The 15,721-nt window shown below is 55.4% G+C and carries 16 protein-coding genes; 9 read left to right on the forward strand and 7 right to left on the reverse strand.

Features of this window, described 5'->3' with window-relative positions:
- Window positions 1–66: 66 nt before the first annotated feature.
- From ACXJ5O_RS02335 to ACXJ5O_RS02345, 3 genes are all read right to left on the reverse strand, one after another.
- Window positions 67–843 carry a Bax inhibitor-1/YccA family protein gene (locus ACXJ5O_RS02335; protein ID WP_457298472.1) on the reverse strand — a complete coding sequence of 259 codons (777 nt, stop codon included), beginning with the start codon at window positions 841–843 and terminating at the stop codon, window positions 67–69.
- Window positions 844–1,034: 191 nt separating this feature from the next.
- Entirely contained in the window at window positions 1,035–3,602 is a 2,568-nt protein-coding gene (locus ACXJ5O_RS02340) for an ABC transporter permease (protein ID WP_457298473.1), read from the reverse strand.
- Window positions 3,599–4,303: an ABC transporter ATP-binding protein gene (locus tag ACXJ5O_RS02345; protein WP_457298474.1), complete on the reverse strand. Its 705-nt coding sequence runs from the start codon at window positions 4,301–4,303 to the stop codon at window positions 3,599–3,601. The genes ACXJ5O_RS02340 and ACXJ5O_RS02345 overlap by 4 nt, the downstream gene beginning before the upstream one ends.
- Window positions 4,304–4,371: 68 nt before the next feature.
- Between ACXJ5O_RS02345 and ACXJ5O_RS02350 the strand changes: the two genes are divergently transcribed.
- Window positions 4,372–5,031: an arylesterase gene (locus ACXJ5O_RS02350; RefSeq protein WP_457298475.1), complete on the forward strand. Its 660-nt coding sequence runs from the start codon at window positions 4,372–4,374 to the stop codon at window positions 5,029–5,031.
- Window positions 5,032–5,193: 162 nt separating this feature from the next.
- Window positions 5,194–5,790 carry an RNA 2',3'-cyclic phosphodiesterase gene (gene thpR, locus ACXJ5O_RS02355; RefSeq protein WP_457298476.1) on the forward strand — a complete coding sequence of 199 codons (597 nt, stop codon included), beginning with the start codon at window positions 5,194–5,196 and terminating at the stop codon, window positions 5,788–5,790.
- On the opposite strand, the gene ACXJ5O_RS02360 is transcribed toward thpR, so the two are convergent.
- The gene (locus tag ACXJ5O_RS02360) at window positions 5,739–6,212 is read right to left on the reverse strand and encodes a low molecular weight protein-tyrosine-phosphatase (RefSeq protein ID WP_457298477.1); all 474 of its coding nucleotides are present in this window, start codon (window positions 6,210–6,212) and stop codon (window positions 5,739–5,741) included. The genes thpR and ACXJ5O_RS02360 overlap by 52 nt on opposite strands.
- A gap of 120 nt (window positions 6,213–6,332) precedes the next feature.
- Between ACXJ5O_RS02360 and ACXJ5O_RS02365 the strand changes: the two genes are divergently transcribed.
- From ACXJ5O_RS02365 to ACXJ5O_RS02380, 4 genes are all read left to right on the forward strand, one after another.
- The gene (locus tag ACXJ5O_RS02365) at window positions 6,333–6,725 is read left to right on the forward strand and encodes a YkvA family protein (RefSeq protein ID WP_457298478.1); all 393 of its coding nucleotides are present in this window, start codon (window positions 6,333–6,335) and stop codon (window positions 6,723–6,725) included.
- Window positions 6,726–6,979: 254 nt separating this feature from the next.
- Window positions 6,980–7,483 carry an invasion associated locus B family protein gene (locus tag ACXJ5O_RS02370; protein WP_114429668.1) on the forward strand — a complete coding sequence of 168 codons (504 nt, stop codon included), beginning with the start codon at window positions 6,980–6,982 and terminating at the stop codon, window positions 7,481–7,483.
- 123 nt (window positions 7,484–7,606) lie between these two features.
- A complete protein-coding gene (gene rlmN, locus ACXJ5O_RS02375) occupies window positions 7,607–8,845 on the forward strand; it encodes a 23S rRNA (adenine(2503)-C(2))-methyltransferase RlmN (RefSeq protein WP_457298479.1) in 1,239 nt (412 codons plus the stop codon).
- Entirely contained in the window at window positions 8,842–9,270 is a 429-nt protein-coding gene (locus ACXJ5O_RS02380; RefSeq protein ID WP_457298480.1) for a hypothetical protein, read from the forward strand. Before rlmN ends, ACXJ5O_RS02380 begins: the two co-directional genes overlap by 4 nt.
- A gap of 8 nt (window positions 9,271–9,278) precedes the next feature.
- Here the strand turns inward: ACXJ5O_RS02380 and ACXJ5O_RS02385 are convergent, their stop codons facing one another.
- A complete protein-coding gene (locus tag ACXJ5O_RS02385) occupies window positions 9,279–9,920 on the reverse strand; it encodes a LysE family translocator (RefSeq protein ID WP_209998885.1) in 642 nt (213 codons plus the stop codon).
- Window positions 9,921–10,170: 250 nt separating this feature from the next.
- Here ACXJ5O_RS02385 and ACXJ5O_RS02390 point away from each other — a divergent pair, with 250 nt between their 5' ends.
- Window positions 10,171–11,394, forward strand: coding sequence for an argininosuccinate synthase (locus tag ACXJ5O_RS02390; protein WP_457298481.1), 1,224 nt, complete (start codon window positions 10,171–10,173; stop codon window positions 11,392–11,394).
- Between the two features lie 148 nt (window positions 11,395–11,542).
- Window positions 11,543–13,591, forward strand: coding sequence for a M3 family metallopeptidase (locus ACXJ5O_RS02395; protein WP_457298482.1), 2,049 nt, complete (start codon window positions 11,543–11,545; stop codon window positions 13,589–13,591).
- Between the two features lie 18 nt (window positions 13,592–13,609).
- On the opposite strand, the gene ACXJ5O_RS02400 is transcribed toward ACXJ5O_RS02395, so the two are convergent.
- Both ACXJ5O_RS02400 and ACXJ5O_RS02405 read right to left on the reverse strand, forming a co-directional pair.
- Window positions 13,610–14,431, reverse strand: coding sequence for an alpha/beta fold hydrolase (locus ACXJ5O_RS02400; RefSeq protein ID WP_457298483.1), 822 nt, complete (start codon window positions 14,429–14,431; stop codon window positions 13,610–13,612).
- Between the two features lie 187 nt (window positions 14,432–14,618).
- Window positions 14,619–15,041: an organic hydroperoxide resistance protein gene (locus ACXJ5O_RS02405; protein WP_457298484.1), complete on the reverse strand. Its 423-nt coding sequence runs from the start codon at window positions 15,039–15,041 to the stop codon at window positions 14,619–14,621.
- Window positions 15,042–15,196: 155 nt separating this feature from the next.
- On the opposite strand from ACXJ5O_RS02405, the gene ACXJ5O_RS02410 reads away from it, so the two are divergent.
- A complete protein-coding gene (locus ACXJ5O_RS02410) occupies window positions 15,197–15,667 on the forward strand; it encodes a MarR family winged helix-turn-helix transcriptional regulator (RefSeq protein ID WP_457298485.1) in 471 nt (156 codons plus the stop codon).
- Window positions 15,668–15,721 lie beyond the last annotated feature (54 nt).

Here is a 15,721-nt window from a genome sequence, read left to right on the forward strand (position 1 = left end):
CGGCGGCAGGAAAACGATAAGGGCAGCGTTTCCGCTGCCCTTATCTTCAATTCAGGTTCGCAAGAGTTAGTTGCGGTTACCGAGGAACTGCAGAAGGAACATGAACATGTTGATGAAGTCGAGATAAAGTCGGAGTGCACCCATGATTGCCTTGCGGCCATAAGTGTCCGAGCTGTCGCCTTCGTAGTACATTTCCTTGATATTCTGCGTGTCATAKGCGGTCAGGCCGGCGAAGACCAGAACACCGATAGCGGAGATTGCGAACTGCAAGGCGCTCGACTGCAGGAAGATATTGATCAGCGAGGCAAGAATGATGCCGATCAGACCCATGAACAGGAATGAGCCCATCGCAGTGAGGTCACGCTTCGTCGTGTATCCATAGAGCGACAGGGCGCTGAAGGATGCCGCCGTGATGAAGAACGTCTGAACGATGCTTCCGGACGTAAACACCAGGAAGATCGAGGACAGCGAGATACCAACCAGCGCGGCATAGACCCAGAACGTCGTCTGGGCAGCGGCAACGCTCATCTTCTCGATGCGGAAACTCAAAAAGAACACTGCGGCAAGCGGTGCGAGCATCACAACCCAGCGCAGGGGTGAGCCATAGATTGCAACGCCAAGATTTGTCAGCATCTTGCCGTTGGGCAACTGCGCTGCGGCAAGAGACGCATCATTGGTGGTTGCGAGATAAACAACTGCAAGGGCGGCAAAACCGGTCACTGCAAGACCGATACCCATAAGGTTATACACCTTCAGCATGTAGCTGCGTAGACCTTGATCGATCCCCGCGTCCACACGCACTCCGGCCGATGTACGGGCCTGGATGTTGCGATAGTCAGCCATGGTTTTCCTCATTTGCTTCGTCCCGTCGGGTGTCGGGGGGAATCCCGGGCGCCGCTGGCGGGACCCCAGCATGCCTTGGTAAGAATTATGGTGATTTAAACGCGTTATAACAAGACCTGATTTGCTCAAGATCGTGTGTTGCAGTCCCAAATTGCCCTGAATCAGAGCAATATTACATCGTTTTAATGATTTCAAAGGTTTCGCAAGATCGGCGCCGCCTTCTGGCCAAGTATTCGCCATGTGCCAGCGAGTCCGAAACCGATAGTCAGGACCAGAGCGATAATTACGGTCATCATGGCCACTTCCGGCTGGAAGGAGGCTGGCAAGGTCATGACCCGCACAATCACATACCAGGCAGCCACACCACCGGCGAGCAACGCAAAAATAGCGGTCGAGAGGCCGAGCAGCATATATTCAAGCGTAAAGGCCTTTATCAGCGTGCGTCTGGTCGCTCCAAGCGTTTTCAACACGACTGCATCATGAACCCGCGCGCGATTTCCTGCCGCCAAAGCACCGCCAAGCACCAGAATAGATGCGATAAGTGCCACTGACGCTGCCGCGCGAATAGCAACGGCCAATTGTCCGACCAGCTCATTTGCGATGGTGATCGCATCCTTGACCCGAACGGTCGTCACCGCTGGAAAGGCGCGGGTCACATCGCGCATAACGGTGGCTTCTTGCTGGGAGGTGGCTGCAGGGTCGGTCAGGGTCGCCAGCCATGCATGCGGCGCGCCGGTGAAGGTGTTCGGCGAAAACACCATCACGAAGTTGATGGCAAGGGATTCCCACTGGAGTTGGCGAAAATTGGCGATCCGCGCGGTGATGTTGCGACCAAGCACATTGACCGTCACGGTGTCACCAATCTTCAAGCCAAGATTGCCGGCCTCTTCGGCAGAGAAGGAGACGAGCGGTTCGCCGGAGTAATCAGCTGGCCACCACGAACCTTGTGTCAGCGTCGAGTTTTCCGGAACTGTTGTGGCATAGGTGATACCGCGGTCGCCGCGCAAAACCCATGCGCCCTCGGGTGGAATGGTCAATTTGGTGATATCGGTCCCGTTGAACGCTACGATACGCCCGCGCAGCATCGGCGCGCTGACGATCTTGCCATTCGGCGCTGCATTTTGCAGGAGAGTCGTGAACTGATCGACCTGTTTGCTCTGAATATCGACGAAGAAAAAATTCGGCGCCCGCTCGGGCAGGTTACCCGCGAGTTGCTGGCGCAGACTGCCGTCGATAAGTGCAAGCGTAACGAGAAGCGTCAGTCCCAGGCCAAGAGACAGGACTACAGAGGGAGTAAGGGCACCGGGCCGGTGAATATTACCAAAAGCAAGTCGCAGCGCGGTCGATCGCACGCGCGGCGCACGCCGCGCAAGCCATTGAACCAGAGCCGAAACAGCGCGCAAGACCACGAATGAGAATGCAACCGCGCCAACAAAAACCATGGCGATTCGCCGGTCATAGGCAAAAATCACGGCCAGCAAGCAAAGGATAGCGATCAGGACAACCGCGGCCACCACATAGATTGGCTTAGGCCAGCCCCGCTGTTCAAACCCCTGTTCGCGGAAAAGCGCCGTCGCTGGAACGTCTCTAGCGCGCCCCAAGGGCAATATGGCGAACGCGAGCGTTGTCAAAAGACCAAACAGCGCCGCCCAGAGCAATGCGCCGGGATAGAAGTCACCCTTCGAGGCAATGGGCAGAACGCTTTGCAACGCGTAGCCAGCAGCATAAGGAATAAGAGCCGCAACGACCAGGCCGATGAGAATACCGGCCAGCGCGATGATAACGATCTGTATGAGATAGACTGCGATCACAAACCAGCCTGGGGCTCCAAGAGACTTGAATGTGGCGATGACACCGCGCTTTGCGTCGAGATACGATCTCACTGCATTGGCTACGCCGACCCCGCCAACAATCAGGGAGGTCAGACCGACCAAGGTCAGGAATTGCGAGAACCGTTCGATATTGGCGCTGAGCGAAGGCGCTGCATTGTTGCGGCCACGTATTGTCCAACCAGCTTGCGGAAATTGTTTCTGCGCTTCCTCGCGTATGGCCGTGATTGCAGCGTCTGTCGCCCCGTCTGGTAGAGCGATCTTATAGCTATGATCGACAAGGCTTCCCGGCTGGATAAGCCCGGCGGCACCGAGCCCTTCAAGTGACACCATGAAGCGAGGTGCGAAGCCAAAGCCGTCGGAAAGCAGATCCGGTTCATTGGTGATGACAGAGCGCAACTCGAACGTTGCAGTTCCAAGGAGAACCCGGTCACCGAGCTTCAGATTGAGCCGGTCGAGAAATATCTGGGCAACAGCGGCTCCAAAGGCACCATCCTTTTCTGCAAACAGTGCCTGATGGTCAAGYGCAGGCGTMGTCTGCAGCGCTCCATAGAGCGGATAGGCATTGTCCACTGCCTTCACTTCCACCAGCGATTGATCAGACCCATCGGCAAGCCTTGCCATTGACCGCATGTTGGCGCTGACAGCAACGCGGCCCTTGCTGTCGAGAAAGGCCCGCTCGTCAGGGTTGACTTCACGCTGGTTGAGCTGAAAACGGATATCTCCGCCGAGGATGCTCTGGCCTTGCGTGGAGATACCCGCCGTAACGGAGTTTGCGACCGAGTTGACACCGCCAATGGCCGCCACACCAAGCGCAATACAGGCGAGAAAGATATAGAACCCTGACAGACCACCGCGCATTTCGCGCAGGGCGAAACGCAACGCCAGTTTCAGGGATGGTGTAGCGCGGGCCGGAGATATTTCACTCATGCGCTTTTCGCCAGTTCCGGGGCATGCTCATCCGCTTCGATCCGGCCTGAGCGGACACGGATTTCCCTGTCGCAACGCGCGGCGAGTGTCGCGTCATGGGTGACAAGGACCAGTGTGACGCCGAGTTCCTTCTGCTTCTCAAACAGAAGATCGGCTATCTGCCGGCCTGTCGCCGTGTCGAGATTACCTGTTGGTTCGTCGGCAATAAGGATCTTCGGCGACGGCGCAAGCGCGCGTGCAATCGCGACACGCTGCTGCTCGCCGCCTGAGAGCTCACCTGGGTAATGCGTAATGCGATCGGCGAGCCCGACTGCGGCAAGCACATTTTCTGCAATGCCGAAGGCTTCCGGATTTCCCGCGAGCTCGAGCGGCACAGCGACATTTTCCAGCGCCGTCATGTTCGGAATGAGGTGAAATGATTGGAACACGATGCCGATATTGCGGCCGCGAAACGCCGCGATTTCATCCTCACTCATGTTTTCGAGCTTCTCGCCGGCAATCTGAACTGAACCGGAATCCACATGCTCCAGCCCGGCGAGAACCATCAAAAGGGTTGATTTGCCCGAGCCGGACGGCCCGACAATGCCAACTGACTGCCCGTAATTGATACTTAGGGAAATGCCTTTCAGTACATGCACCGAGGAAGCACCACTGCCAAGTGTCAACTCAATGTGATCAAGCGCGATAACGGATTTAGTCACGAAGCACTTCCTTTGCGGTATGGTCAGCACCAGATTGATTGCAGCCGGTCTGATATGGGTACCCAAGAATGAGATTCAAATCATTGTTACAGTTCTTCGTTTTATCTGGTCTAGTTGCCTTGCCGTCCTTGGCCCTGGCCAATCAAAATGCCGTGTCTGACCGCCCGCTGGCGGTCGTCGGTTTCGGCGACAGCCTGATGTCCGGCTTCCAATTGCCGATCCAGGATTCGTTCACCGCCCAGTTGGAAAAAGCGCTGAAGGACAAGGGTGTCAACGTGACGATCACCAATGCGGGCGTCGCGGGCGAAACGACCACTGACGGCGTCTCCAGGCTGGATTGGTCGGTGCCCGACGGTACCGATTTGGTGATTCTCGAGTTTGGTGCCAATGACGCGCTTCGAGGCATCGACCCGGCTATCAGCGAGAAAAACCTCTCCGATATCCTTGAGAAATTGAAGCAGCGCAACGTTCAGGTCATTCTCGCCGGCATGCTGGCACCTCCCAACATGGGCAATGATTATGCGGAGAAATTCAACGCGATCTTCCCGCGTCTGGCGGAAAAATACGATGTGCCACTTTATCCCTTCTTCCTGGATGGGGTCGCGACAGTAAAATCATTGCAACTCGCCGATGGCGAACATCCGAACACCGAGGGTGTTGCCAAGATGGTTGAAGGTTTTCTGCCACTCATGGAAAAGACCATAAGCCAGCGCACTGCATCACAATAGGTGTTCTACGCGCCGACGCCGGCGATCCGGTAACCTGTTCTGCCCCCTTTGGATGAGTCGTGTCTAATTTGTCGCGCCGGAGGATAATCTGAACTTATGTCTTGCTCGCGAGTTCATTCGATGATTCTCTAAAGTTACAACTCGATTCGGGGAGGATGCCTTATGCCGCGTCTCTTTACTGCCCTCGAAATCCCGAGGGACGCCGCTCTCTCACTGTCGCTTTTGCGCGGTGGCCTGCCAGGTGCCCGATGGATTGATGTCGAAAACTATCACATCACGTTGCGCTTTATCGGAGATGTCGAAGGCCATATCGCCGACGAGGTCGCTAATGCGCTCGACCGCATAAGGCGCCCGGAATTTACGCTGCAACTTTCTGGCGTGAACGCTTTCGGCTCAAAGAAGCCCCATAGTCTGGTCGCAGGTGTCTCTCCTTCGCCGGACATTCAAGCGCTGCACGCCGAGATCGAGCGCATCTGCCAGCGCCTTATGCTGCCGGCCGATCAACGCAAGTTTACCCCGCATGTGAYGCTGGCACGACTGCGCAATGTCCGTAATGAAGAGGTCGCGCACTATCTGTCGTCACGCGGAAACTTCTCCACAGCACCGTTCACTATCGGACGTTTCGTGCTGATGTCATCGCGCGATTCCATCGGTGGCGGACCTTACATTGTCGAGGAAGCCTGGCCACTCGAAGCCCCGCGTTCTTTCTACCCGAACCGTGCGGAGAGACCTTTGGAGGCCGCCAGGATCATTCGGTAGACGCGTTCGAAATCGACATTCGTGCCGTAATACGGATCGGGGATCTGTGCGCCATCTCCAAGTGCAAGTTCATAGAACATTCCGACTTCCGCTGTGGCAAGGCTGGGCCGACGCATCTTGATGGTCGCGACATTCTTCCGGTCCATGCCGATGATCAGGTCAAACCTGGTGAAATCGTCCGCGGTAAGCTGGCGGCACCTTTGGGCTGAAATGTCGATGCCGTGTCGACTGGCGACGGCAATGGAACGTTCGTCCGGCAATTCTCCCGTGTGATAGCCATTGGTACCGGCGGAATCAATGAGGACGCCACCGCTCTTCCCCTCTGCCGCAAGCACCGACCGGAACACGCCCTCCGCCAAGGGAGAGCGGCAAATATTGCCGAGACAAACGAACAGAACGGAATGGAATGGGTGTGATGTCATGCAAGCACTCTGGTTTGGACGGGGACGCGCTCACGAATTTCCGCAACAATTCCATTGAAACTCTTGCAGCACGTTGCCGTTCTTCCCATGTTGTCACGGAATAGTTTTGAAGGAAAAGGGATGAACGACGCAAAGATTGGCGAAATTCTGGAACCGGGAAGCGAGGATCAGCAGCGCTCCCGCGAGGAACGCGTTCGTGCGCGCTTCTGGAAAACGGCACGCAAGGCTGCAAAATCCATACCATTTCTCGATGAAGTGGTTGCCGGTTATTTTTGTGCGCTCGATCCTGCGACACCGACAAAGGTGCGCGGCATTCTTCTCGGTTCGCTTGCCTATTTCGTGTTGCCTCTCGACTTCATTCCCGACTTCCTCTTTGGTCTCGGTTTCACCGACGATGTCGCCGTCCTGATGGCAGCATTGACCGCCATTCGCAGCCATATCACACCGGCGCATCGGGCTGCTGCACAAACGGCGATCGCAAACCTCGACCGCGACTCTTCGCCGGCCAATTGATTTCGATTCATCACAAGGATGTGAAACGGCGAAACGTCAAAGTCTCGCCGCTTTTGTTTGGCTGGAGTTCACTGGTGGGACGTTAACGAGGATGCGATATTAGTAGCTCTGAAAATTTGCTCTATCTTCACCGTTTGGTAACCCAGATTAAGTCAAATTAAGGGAAGCGAACTGGACAATGCGGCATCCGGAAATCTTCCGGGCCATTGCCGGTTTGCTAGTTATGAAATACGCGAGAAAAACTGGTAGGTAAAATGTTTGGAAAATCAATCGTAGCGATCTCTGTGCTCATGTTTGGGCTGACGGGAACAGCTCTTGCCCAGACCCCAAGTCAGATCAGCCAGTACAACGCGTGGGGCGCTTACAGCTATCAGCAAGGCAATGGTAAAGTCTGCTACGTCCTTTCTGTCCCGATCGACAAGCAGCCTGCCAAGATCGATCATGGCGATAACTTCTTCATGGTCAGCCAGAAGCCGGGTCAGAACGTCAGTTATGAGCCGCAGTTCAAGGCCGGTTACGATCTGCAGGCAAATTCGAAGGTGGTTGTGAAGATCGACGAGCGCTCTTTCTCCATGTTTACCAGTGGCAGCCATGGCTGGATGGAAAATGCTGCCGAAGAACCGCAACTCGTCGCCGCATTGCGTGCCGGACATCAGATGTCAATCAACGCTGTCTCGAAGCGCGGTACGAAGACGAGTTATGCGTATTCGCTGAAGGGTGTTTCGGCTGCTCTGAAGGCCATCGCGACCTGCAAGTAACAATTCGAAGAGATGTCGTCATARAGGGGCCGAACACTGTTTTGGCCCTTTTGCATGTGGAGGTGACGCGCGGGCTGGAACGTGGTATGAGCCCCGCTTCCGATTAGAACGTTAGAAAACTCCATGTCCGTATCACTAGACCTGACACATCCTGTTGCCCGGGACAAATCCCGTAATGCCGTACGAACCGCGATGGTTGAAAAGCCGTCGTTGATTGGCTTGTCGCGAGCAGAAATGGGCGAGGCGCTGGTTGCGATCGGCGTGCCGGAACGGCAGATAAAGATGCGCGTCGCGCAGCTTTGGCATTGGCTCTACGTGCGAGGCGTTTCCGATTTCGCCGATATGCTGAACATTTCCCGGGACATGCGTGAATTGCTGGATCAGCACTTCAATATTGCGCGTCCGGAGATCGTCGAGGAACAGATTTCCAATGACGGGACCCGTAAGTGGCTGTTCCGCTTCCCGCCACGCGGGGCCGGACGTCCCGTCGAGATCGAAACGGTTTATATTCCGGAAGAAGGCCGCGGTACCCTGTGTATTTCCAGCCAGGTCGGCTGCACCCTCACCTGCTCCTTCTGTCACACGGGCACCCAAAAACTCGTCCGCAATTTGACCGCCGAAGAGATTCTGGCTCAGTTGCTGATCGCCCGGGACCGCCTCGGGGATTTCCCTGATCGCAATACGCCGGACGGTGCCATTGTACCGGCTGAGGGCCGCAAGGTTTCCAACATCGTTATGATGGGAATGGGCGAGCCGCTTTACAATTTCGAGAACGTCAAGAAGGCTCTGCTGATCGCCTCCGATGGCGATGGCCTGTCGTTGTCCAAGCGCCGGATCACATTGTCGACTTCAGGCGTCGTGCCGGAAATTTATCGCGCAGGCGAAGAGATTGGCGTCATGCTGGCAATCTCGTTGCATGCTGTGAACGACGATCTGCGCGACATGCTCGTGCCTATCAACAAGAAATACCCGCTGAAGGAATTGCTCGATGCTTGCCGGGCTTATCCGAGCCTCTCCAATTCGAAGCGCATCACCTTTGAATATGTCATGCTCAAGGGCGTCAATGACTCGCTCGACGATGCCAAACAGCTTGTAAAACTGCTCAGGGGCATTCCGGCGAAGATCAATCTGATCCCGTTCAATCCCTGGCCTGGTGTGAACTATCAGTGTTCCGACTGGGAACAGATCGAGAAGTTCGCCGATTACGTTAACAATGCCGGCTACGCCTCGCCGATACGCACCCCGCGCGGACGTGATATTTTGGCAGCCTGCGGTCAGTTGAAATCAGAATCGGAACGCATGAAGAAGACCGACCGTCTGGCGTTCGAGGCGGCGATGATCGCGGGGCACGGCGAAGATTGAGCCGGATCCTGGCCTACTTGCTACGTTTTGCCCTGATCACGTTTGGCTTCGTCTGCGCGATTTTCGCCGCATCGCTGTTCCTTAACCTGCTGCTGCTTGGCAGTTCCGAGTTGATCGGCTCTGAGGGTCCCTTTTTATATTTGACCGTTCCGGCTTTTGCGGCAGTGATTGGCTACAGCATCTTCTTTCCGGCGGCGATTCTTATTCTTTATGCCGAGCTGACCGCTTGGCGCGATTGGCTATTCTATGCGCTCGGCGGCGCTGGCATTGCCGTCGTCATCATTGTCTGGAAATGGCGACCGCAAGCGGAAGACACAAGCACGTTCGCTGCAATCCTCGCCACCGGTGTTGTCGGTGGTTTTGTATACTGGCTGATTTCGGGACGCAGTGCAGGCGTGATCGCCAAGCTTCCGAAAGACCTATAGCTGGAGCGCTACTTCGCTTGCGCCATCAAGATCTTTGCTGCGAAAGCGGAAAAAACGCCTGCGAAAAGCCAATCAGTGATCCGGGTGACGGTCGGATTTTTCTTGAGCAGCTTGGAAAACTTGTCCGCCGCAATAATCATCGGCGCAACCACAGGCAGGGCGAGCGGTATAAACAGCACACCCAGAAAAAACAGCTTTCCGGGTGCGTGCGGATCCGAGGCCGAGACGAACTGCGGCAAGAAGGTCATAAAGAACAGGATGATTTTCGGATTGAGCAGATTGATTCCGAAGCCGGTCAGCCAGTTTTGAAACAGTGTATGGGATTGGCCAACTTGTTTTTCCGGGGAGAACGCTGAACCATGGCGGATTGCCTGATAGGCAAGCCATACCAGGTATCCCGCGCCGACAATCTTGAGCGCAAGAAACGCGCTCGGTGATGCAACAATTAACGCCGAAAGGCCGATAGCCACCATCGTCGTGTGCACCACAATGCCGCTGCTTGCACCCGCCAGACAGGCAAAACCGGCGGCCTTGCCTTCCGACAAAGCGCGGCCCACGAAAAGCGTCATGTCAGGCCCGGGGGTGATTGAAAGAACAAAGGTCGCAACAGCAAATTGCAGAATAATCGACCATTCAGGAATGAAGTTCATTTACAAGCTCCGCAACTAATTTGACGGAAGCTAACGCGACTATCGGATTTTAACCACCCGCTTTCGACGCCTGCCGCCTGTTTTATGTGATGCATTTTTCAAATGTTGTTCTCAAACAGTTGCCTTCTCCGTTCACCGAGCGACACGAGGCCTGCAGAGGCAAGCCGCATCTCTCCGAGAGCAGCCTTGCCAACACCACCGCACCTGATAAAAGACCCTGCAAGAAACAGCCGATATGCGGGAAAACAGAATGAACAAGTGGAAAGACGTCAAGAAGGTTGTGCTCGCCTATTCGGGCGGGCTCGACACATCCATTATCCTGAAGTGGCTGCAGACGGAACTCGGCGCCGAAGTCGTCACCTTCACCGCCGATCTCGGCCAGGGTGAGGAACTCGAGCCGGCTCGAAAAAAAGCCGAGATGATGGGCATCAAGGAGATCTATATCGAGGATGTCCGCGAGGAATTCGTTCGCGATTTCGTCTTTCCGATGTTCCGCGCCAATGCCGTCTATGAAGGCGTCTATCTGCTCGGCACTTCGATTGCCCGCCCGCTGATTTCAAAACATCTCGTCGAGATCGCAGCCCGCACCGGCGCCGACGCAATCGCCCACGGCGCGACAGGCAAGGGCAACGATCAGGTCCGTTTCGAGCTTTCTGCTTATGCACTTAATCCAGATATCAAGGTGATCGCCCCCTGGCGCGACTGGACCTTCAAATCGCGCACGGATCTTCTGGAATTTGCGCGCGAACATCAGATTCCGATCGCCAAGGACAAGCTTGGCGAGGCCCCGTTCTCCGTGGATGCAAACCTTTTGCACTCTTCGTCGGAAGGCAAAGTGCTCGAGGATCCGTGGGTGGAGGCTCCGGAATATGTGCACCAGCGCACAATCTCGCCGATGGAAGCGCCAGATAAAGTAACGGAAATCGAAATCACTTTCGAAAAGGGCGATCCGATTGCTATCGACGGCAAGCCGCTCTCCCCTGCAACACTGTTGAAAGCGCTCAACGACCTTGGCCGCGACAATGGTATCGGCCGTCTCGATCTGGTCGAAAACCGTTTCGTTGGCATGAAATCGCGCGGTGTCTATGAGACACCCGGCGGTACAATACTTCTCGCCGCACATCGTGCAATGGAGTCGATTACGCTCGATCGCGGCGCGGCCCATCTCAAAGATGAATTCATGCCACGCTATGCCGAGCTTATCTACAACGGCTTCTGGTTCTCGCCGGAGCGCGAAATGCTGCAGGCCATGATCGACAAAAGCCAGGACGATGTAGAAGGCACCGTTCGTTTGAAGCTATACAAGGGCAATGTCATGGTTTCCGGCCGGAAGTCGAAAAAGTCGCTCTATTCGGACGCTCTCGTGACTTTCGAGGACGACCGCGGCGCTTATGACCAGAAGGACGCCGCTGGATTTATCCGCCTCAACGCGTTGCGGCTGCGCACGCTTGCCGCCCGCAAGCGCAACAGCTGATATTTCCGAACGCGAAACGAAGCGGGGCCCTGCCCCGCTTTTTTGTTTGGCACACTTGCGTAGACTTTATCGCACAACCGGCTTGTGGCACTCGCTTCTCCGTCTTAGATGTTAGAGCCATAGAGTTCCTTCCACGACGGAGTGCCCCATGTCCTCAACAAAACCGTCCATCAACACAGCATTGACAGAATGGGCGGGGCCTCTTGGGTTGCCCGACTTTTCCGCTTTCAAGGATGATGACTTCGCCGCTGCCTTTGACGCCGCCCTTACGGCCGACCTCGCCGATATCGAGGCCGTGGTTAATCAGCATGACGTCCCGACGATTGAGAACACGCTGAAGGCCTTGCAACTTTCCGGCAAGGACCTGGATCGTGTCTCCGCAATCTTCTGGCTGCGGGCCGGTGCCCACACCAATGAAACGATCCAGGCGCTCGAACGGGTCATTGCGCCGAAAATGTCACGCCATTCTTCCTCGATCATGATGAACCCGCTGCTCTTCGCGCGTATCGATTCGCTTTACGAACAGCGCGACCTGCTCGGTCTCGATCCCGAAACAGATCGTGTGCTGGAGAAAACCTGGAAAGGTTTTGTGCGCAGCGGCGCGCGGCTCGATGAACAGGGCAAGGCACGGCTTGCCGACATCAATGAAAGGCTCGCAAGCCTTGGTGCACAATTTGGGCAGAACGTGCAAAAAGACGAAGCGGACTGGGCACTTTTCATCACTGACGAGGCGGAACTGGCCGGTTTGCCGGATTTTGTGCGTGATGCGATGCGCGGTGCCGCCGAAGAACGTGACCGACCCGATGCCTGGGCAGTCACATTATCCCGCTCCATTATCGAACCGTTCCTGTCCTTTTCCGAAAACCGCTCCCTGCGCGAAAAGTCGTTCCGTGCCTGGGCAGCCCGCGGCGAAAATGGCGGGGAGACCGACAATACAGACATCGTTGCCGAAATGGTGAAGCTGCGTGCTGAAAAAGCCAATCTGCTCGGTTATAAAAGCTTCGCAGCTTACAAGCTCGATGACACGATGGCCAAGACGCCCAAAGCGGTTATGGACTTGCTGGAACCGGTCTGGGACAAAGCCAAGGCACGCGCCGCCGAAGAAGAAACCGATCTGCAGCGGCTTATCACAGGCGGAGGCCGCAATCACAAAGTCGAACCCTGGGACTGGCGCTACTATGCCGAGAAACTGCGCAACGAACGTTTCGCTTTCGACGAGGCCGAACTGAAACCCTACCTGCAACTGGAGAAGGTCATCGAGGCCTGCTTCGACGTCGCGACACGTCTGTTCGGAATTACGTTCGAGGAGAAACAGGGCATTCCGACCTGGCATCCTGATGTCCGCGTCTGGGAAGTTTTCAATGCCGATGGCAGCGAACGAGGCCTTTTCCTCGGCGACTACTTCAATCGCCAATCGAAGCGCTCTGGCGCATGGATGAGTGCCCTGCAATCGCAGCACAAGCTCAACGGCGAGCATAAGCCGATCATCTACAACGTCATGAATTTCGCCAAACCGCTCAAAGGTGAGCCTGCTCTGCTATCGCTTGATGGTGCGAAAACGCTGTTTCATGAGTTTGGCCATGCGCTGCACGGACTTTTGTCTGACGTCACCTGGCCAGCCGTTTCCGGCACTTCCGTATCGCGTGACTTTGTCGAATTGCCATCTCAACTCTACGAGCACTGGCTGACCGTGCCGGCCATTCTAGAGAAATATGCAATTCATTACCGCACCGGCGAAGCGATGCCGAAGGCCTTGCTCGACAAGGTGCTTGCCGCCAATACATTCAATGCTGGGTTCAACACGGTTGAATTCACCTCGTCTGCGCTGGTTGACATGGCGTTTCATGCGGACGGTACCCCGCCCGTCGATCCGATCAAATTCGAGGCCGATACATTGAGGCAACTGGAGATGCCCGATGCCATTATCATGCGCCATCGCACCCCGCACTTCACACACGTGTTTTCCGGAGATGGTTATTCAGCCGGTTATTATTCCTACATGTGGTCAGAGGTGCTGGATGCGGATGCGTTCAAGGCATTCGAGGAGACCGGCGACGTGTTCAACAGTGATCTCGCCGCGAAGCTGCGACAATATATCTATTCAGCGGGTGGAAGCCGTGATCCGGAAGATCTCTATAAGGCGTTTCGCGGCAAGATGCCCACGCCCGATGCCATGATCGAAAAGCGTGGGCTTTGACTTTGATTAAAGTCCAGATCAGGCCTTGGCGAAATCCAGGAGGTCTTTGTTGAGCTGATTCTTGTGCGTCGTCGCAAGACCGTGGGGCGCACCCGGATAGACCTTCAAGGTAGCGTTCTTCACGATCTTCACAGCCTTGCGCGCCGCATCGTCAATTGGCACGATCTGGTCGTCATCACCATGGATGAACAGGGTCGGAATGTCGAACTTCTTCAGATCTTCGGTGAGGTCTGTCTCGGAAAATGCTTTGATGCAGAAGTAGGAGGCGGGCATTCCAGCCATCATACCTTGCAGCCAGAAGAAATCTCTGACGCCTTCGGAAATTTTCGCGCCAGGTCGGTTATAGCCATAGAACGGTAGCGACAGGTCTGTGAAGAACTGCGACCGGTCAGCGAGGACCCCATCGCGTAGACCATTGAAGACATCTATTGGCAAGCCTTCGGGGTTGGCCTCGGTTTTCAGCATCAACGGGGGAATGGCCCCGATAAGCACTGCTTTGGCAACACGTTTTGTGCCATGCCGTCCGATATAACGGGCAACTTCACCGCCGCCCGTCGAATGGCCGATCATGATTGCATCCTTCAGATCGAGCTTTTCGAACAGTTCCGCCAGATCGTCCGCATAGGTATCCAGATCATTGCCATTCCAGGGCTGGCTAGAGCGTCCATGACCGCGGCGGTCATGCGCAATGACGCGGTAGCCATTTGAGGCGAGGAAGAACATTTGATCTTCCCAAGCATCCGAAGAGAGCGGCCAGCCATGGCTGAAAACGACCGGCTGTCCCTTGCCYCAGTCCTTGTAGTATATTTCGGTGCCGTCTTTTGTGGTGATCGTAGGCATGGGAGTTGTATCCTTTCGCTGGTTTGTTTGATTTCCGGTTGCGCGGGCATCTGGGCAGCTAACCCGCCTCCCGCTGCAGCAACATCAGATGCTGTTGGTCAAAAAGGGTGGCGGGGACGTCCTATGTAACGGAATATCACCCTTGGTGTAACTTCCTTGGATAACCCTAGTACGACGACCCCGGGTGTCAATTAATCGATATACGTACGTTGAGGTTGCTCCGCGTGGCTTCCGAATAGGGGCAAACAATGTGCGCGGCATCGACAATTTCCCGAGCCTGTGCAGCTTCCACGCCCGGCAGAGTGACTGCGAGCGCCACGTCAAGGCCGAAGCCCTTACCGTCCTCGCGGGGACCAATACCAACAGTCGCAGTGACAGCGCTCTCCTCGGCAAGCTTCACTTTCTTCTGGCCCGCTACATATTTGATAGCGCTGAGAAAGCAGGCGGAATAGCCGGCGCCGAAAAGCTGTTCCGGATTGGTGCCGTCACCGCCGTTGCCGCCGAGTTCCTTCGGCGTTGAAAGTGTAATTTGCAGGCGTCCATCTTCGCTTGCTGCACGGCCTTCGCGGCCACCGGTTGCTGTCGCCTTCGTTGTGTAGAGAATGCTCATCACTGTTCCTTAGATTGGTTGTTCGATGCATGCTAGATTGCACACAATTAAATTATGCGCAATATGTATTTTGGTATATGATGAAAAATTAAATGATGCGCAATTCAATTGACTTTGCTATTTTGCACTGTCCTGTCCTGAAAGGATGATGAACAATGAACGAAATATCGGGAAAGGCACCGGAGTCACTCCTCAAACTGGAAAACTTCCTGTGCTTCGCCATCTACTCGACGGCCAACGCTGTTACGCGTGCCTATCAGCCGCGCCTGACGGCGCTCGGCCTGACTTACCCGCAATATCTTGTGATGGTGGTGCTCTGGGGGCAGGAGAACCAGACGGTCAAATCGATCGGCGACAAACTCAGCCTCGATTCGGGCACGCTAACCCCGCTTCTGAAACGTCTGGAAAGCGCAGGCTTTATTACACGCCGCCGCGATACGGTGGATGAGCGTCAAGTTCTGATCGGACTTACGGCTGAAGGACGCGCCACGCGAAAACGCGCCGAAGCCATACCCATCGCAATCGGACAGGCATTTGGCTGCACTCTGGGCGAAGCAAAAGACATGCGCGCCGAATTAATAACTGTGCGCGATAATCTCATCGMTAGTATCGATGACGCCAAATAAAAGGGCGCGATCTCCCGCGCCCTTTTTTGCAGTTCAAACGGCTGATGATCAGGC

It is taken from the genome of Phyllobacterium sp. P5_D12, from assembly GCF_054049495.1.

Excerpts from the sequence above, each read along its gene's own strand:
- ACXJ5O_RS02405 (WP_457298484.1), bottom strand. The coding sequence starts at position 15,041 with ATGAGCATTCTCTACACAACGAAGGCGACAGCAACCGGTGGCCGCGAA.
- ACXJ5O_RS02390 (WP_457298481.1), top strand. The coding sequence starts at position 10,171 with ATGAACAAGTGGAAAGACGTCAAGAAGGTTGTGCTCGCCTATTCGGGC.
- ACXJ5O_RS02350 (WP_457298475.1), top strand. The coding sequence starts at position 4,372 with ATGAGATTCAAATCATTGTTACAGTTCTTCGTTTTATCTGGTCTAGTT.
- ACXJ5O_RS02395 (WP_457298482.1), top strand. The coding sequence starts at position 11,543 with ATGTCCTCAACAAAACCGTCCATCAACACAGCATTGACAGAATGGGCG.
- rlmN (WP_457298479.1), top strand. The coding sequence starts at position 7,607 with ATGTCCGTATCACTAGACCTGACACATCCTGTTGCCCGGGACAAATCC.
- ACXJ5O_RS02385 (WP_209998885.1), bottom strand. The coding sequence starts at position 9,920 with ATGAACTTCATTCCTGAATGGTCGATTATTCTGCAATTTGCTGTTGCG.
- ACXJ5O_RS02370 (WP_114429668.1), top strand. The coding sequence starts at position 6,980 with ATGTTTGGAAAATCAATCGTAGCGATCTCTGTGCTCATGTTTGGGCTG.
- ACXJ5O_RS02360 (WP_457298477.1), bottom strand. The coding sequence starts at position 6,212 with ATGACATCACACCCATTCCATTCCGTTCTGTTCGTTTGTCTCGGCAAT.
- ACXJ5O_RS02365 (WP_457298478.1), top strand. The coding sequence starts at position 6,333 with ATGAACGACGCAAAGATTGGCGAAATTCTGGAACCGGGAAGCGAGGAT.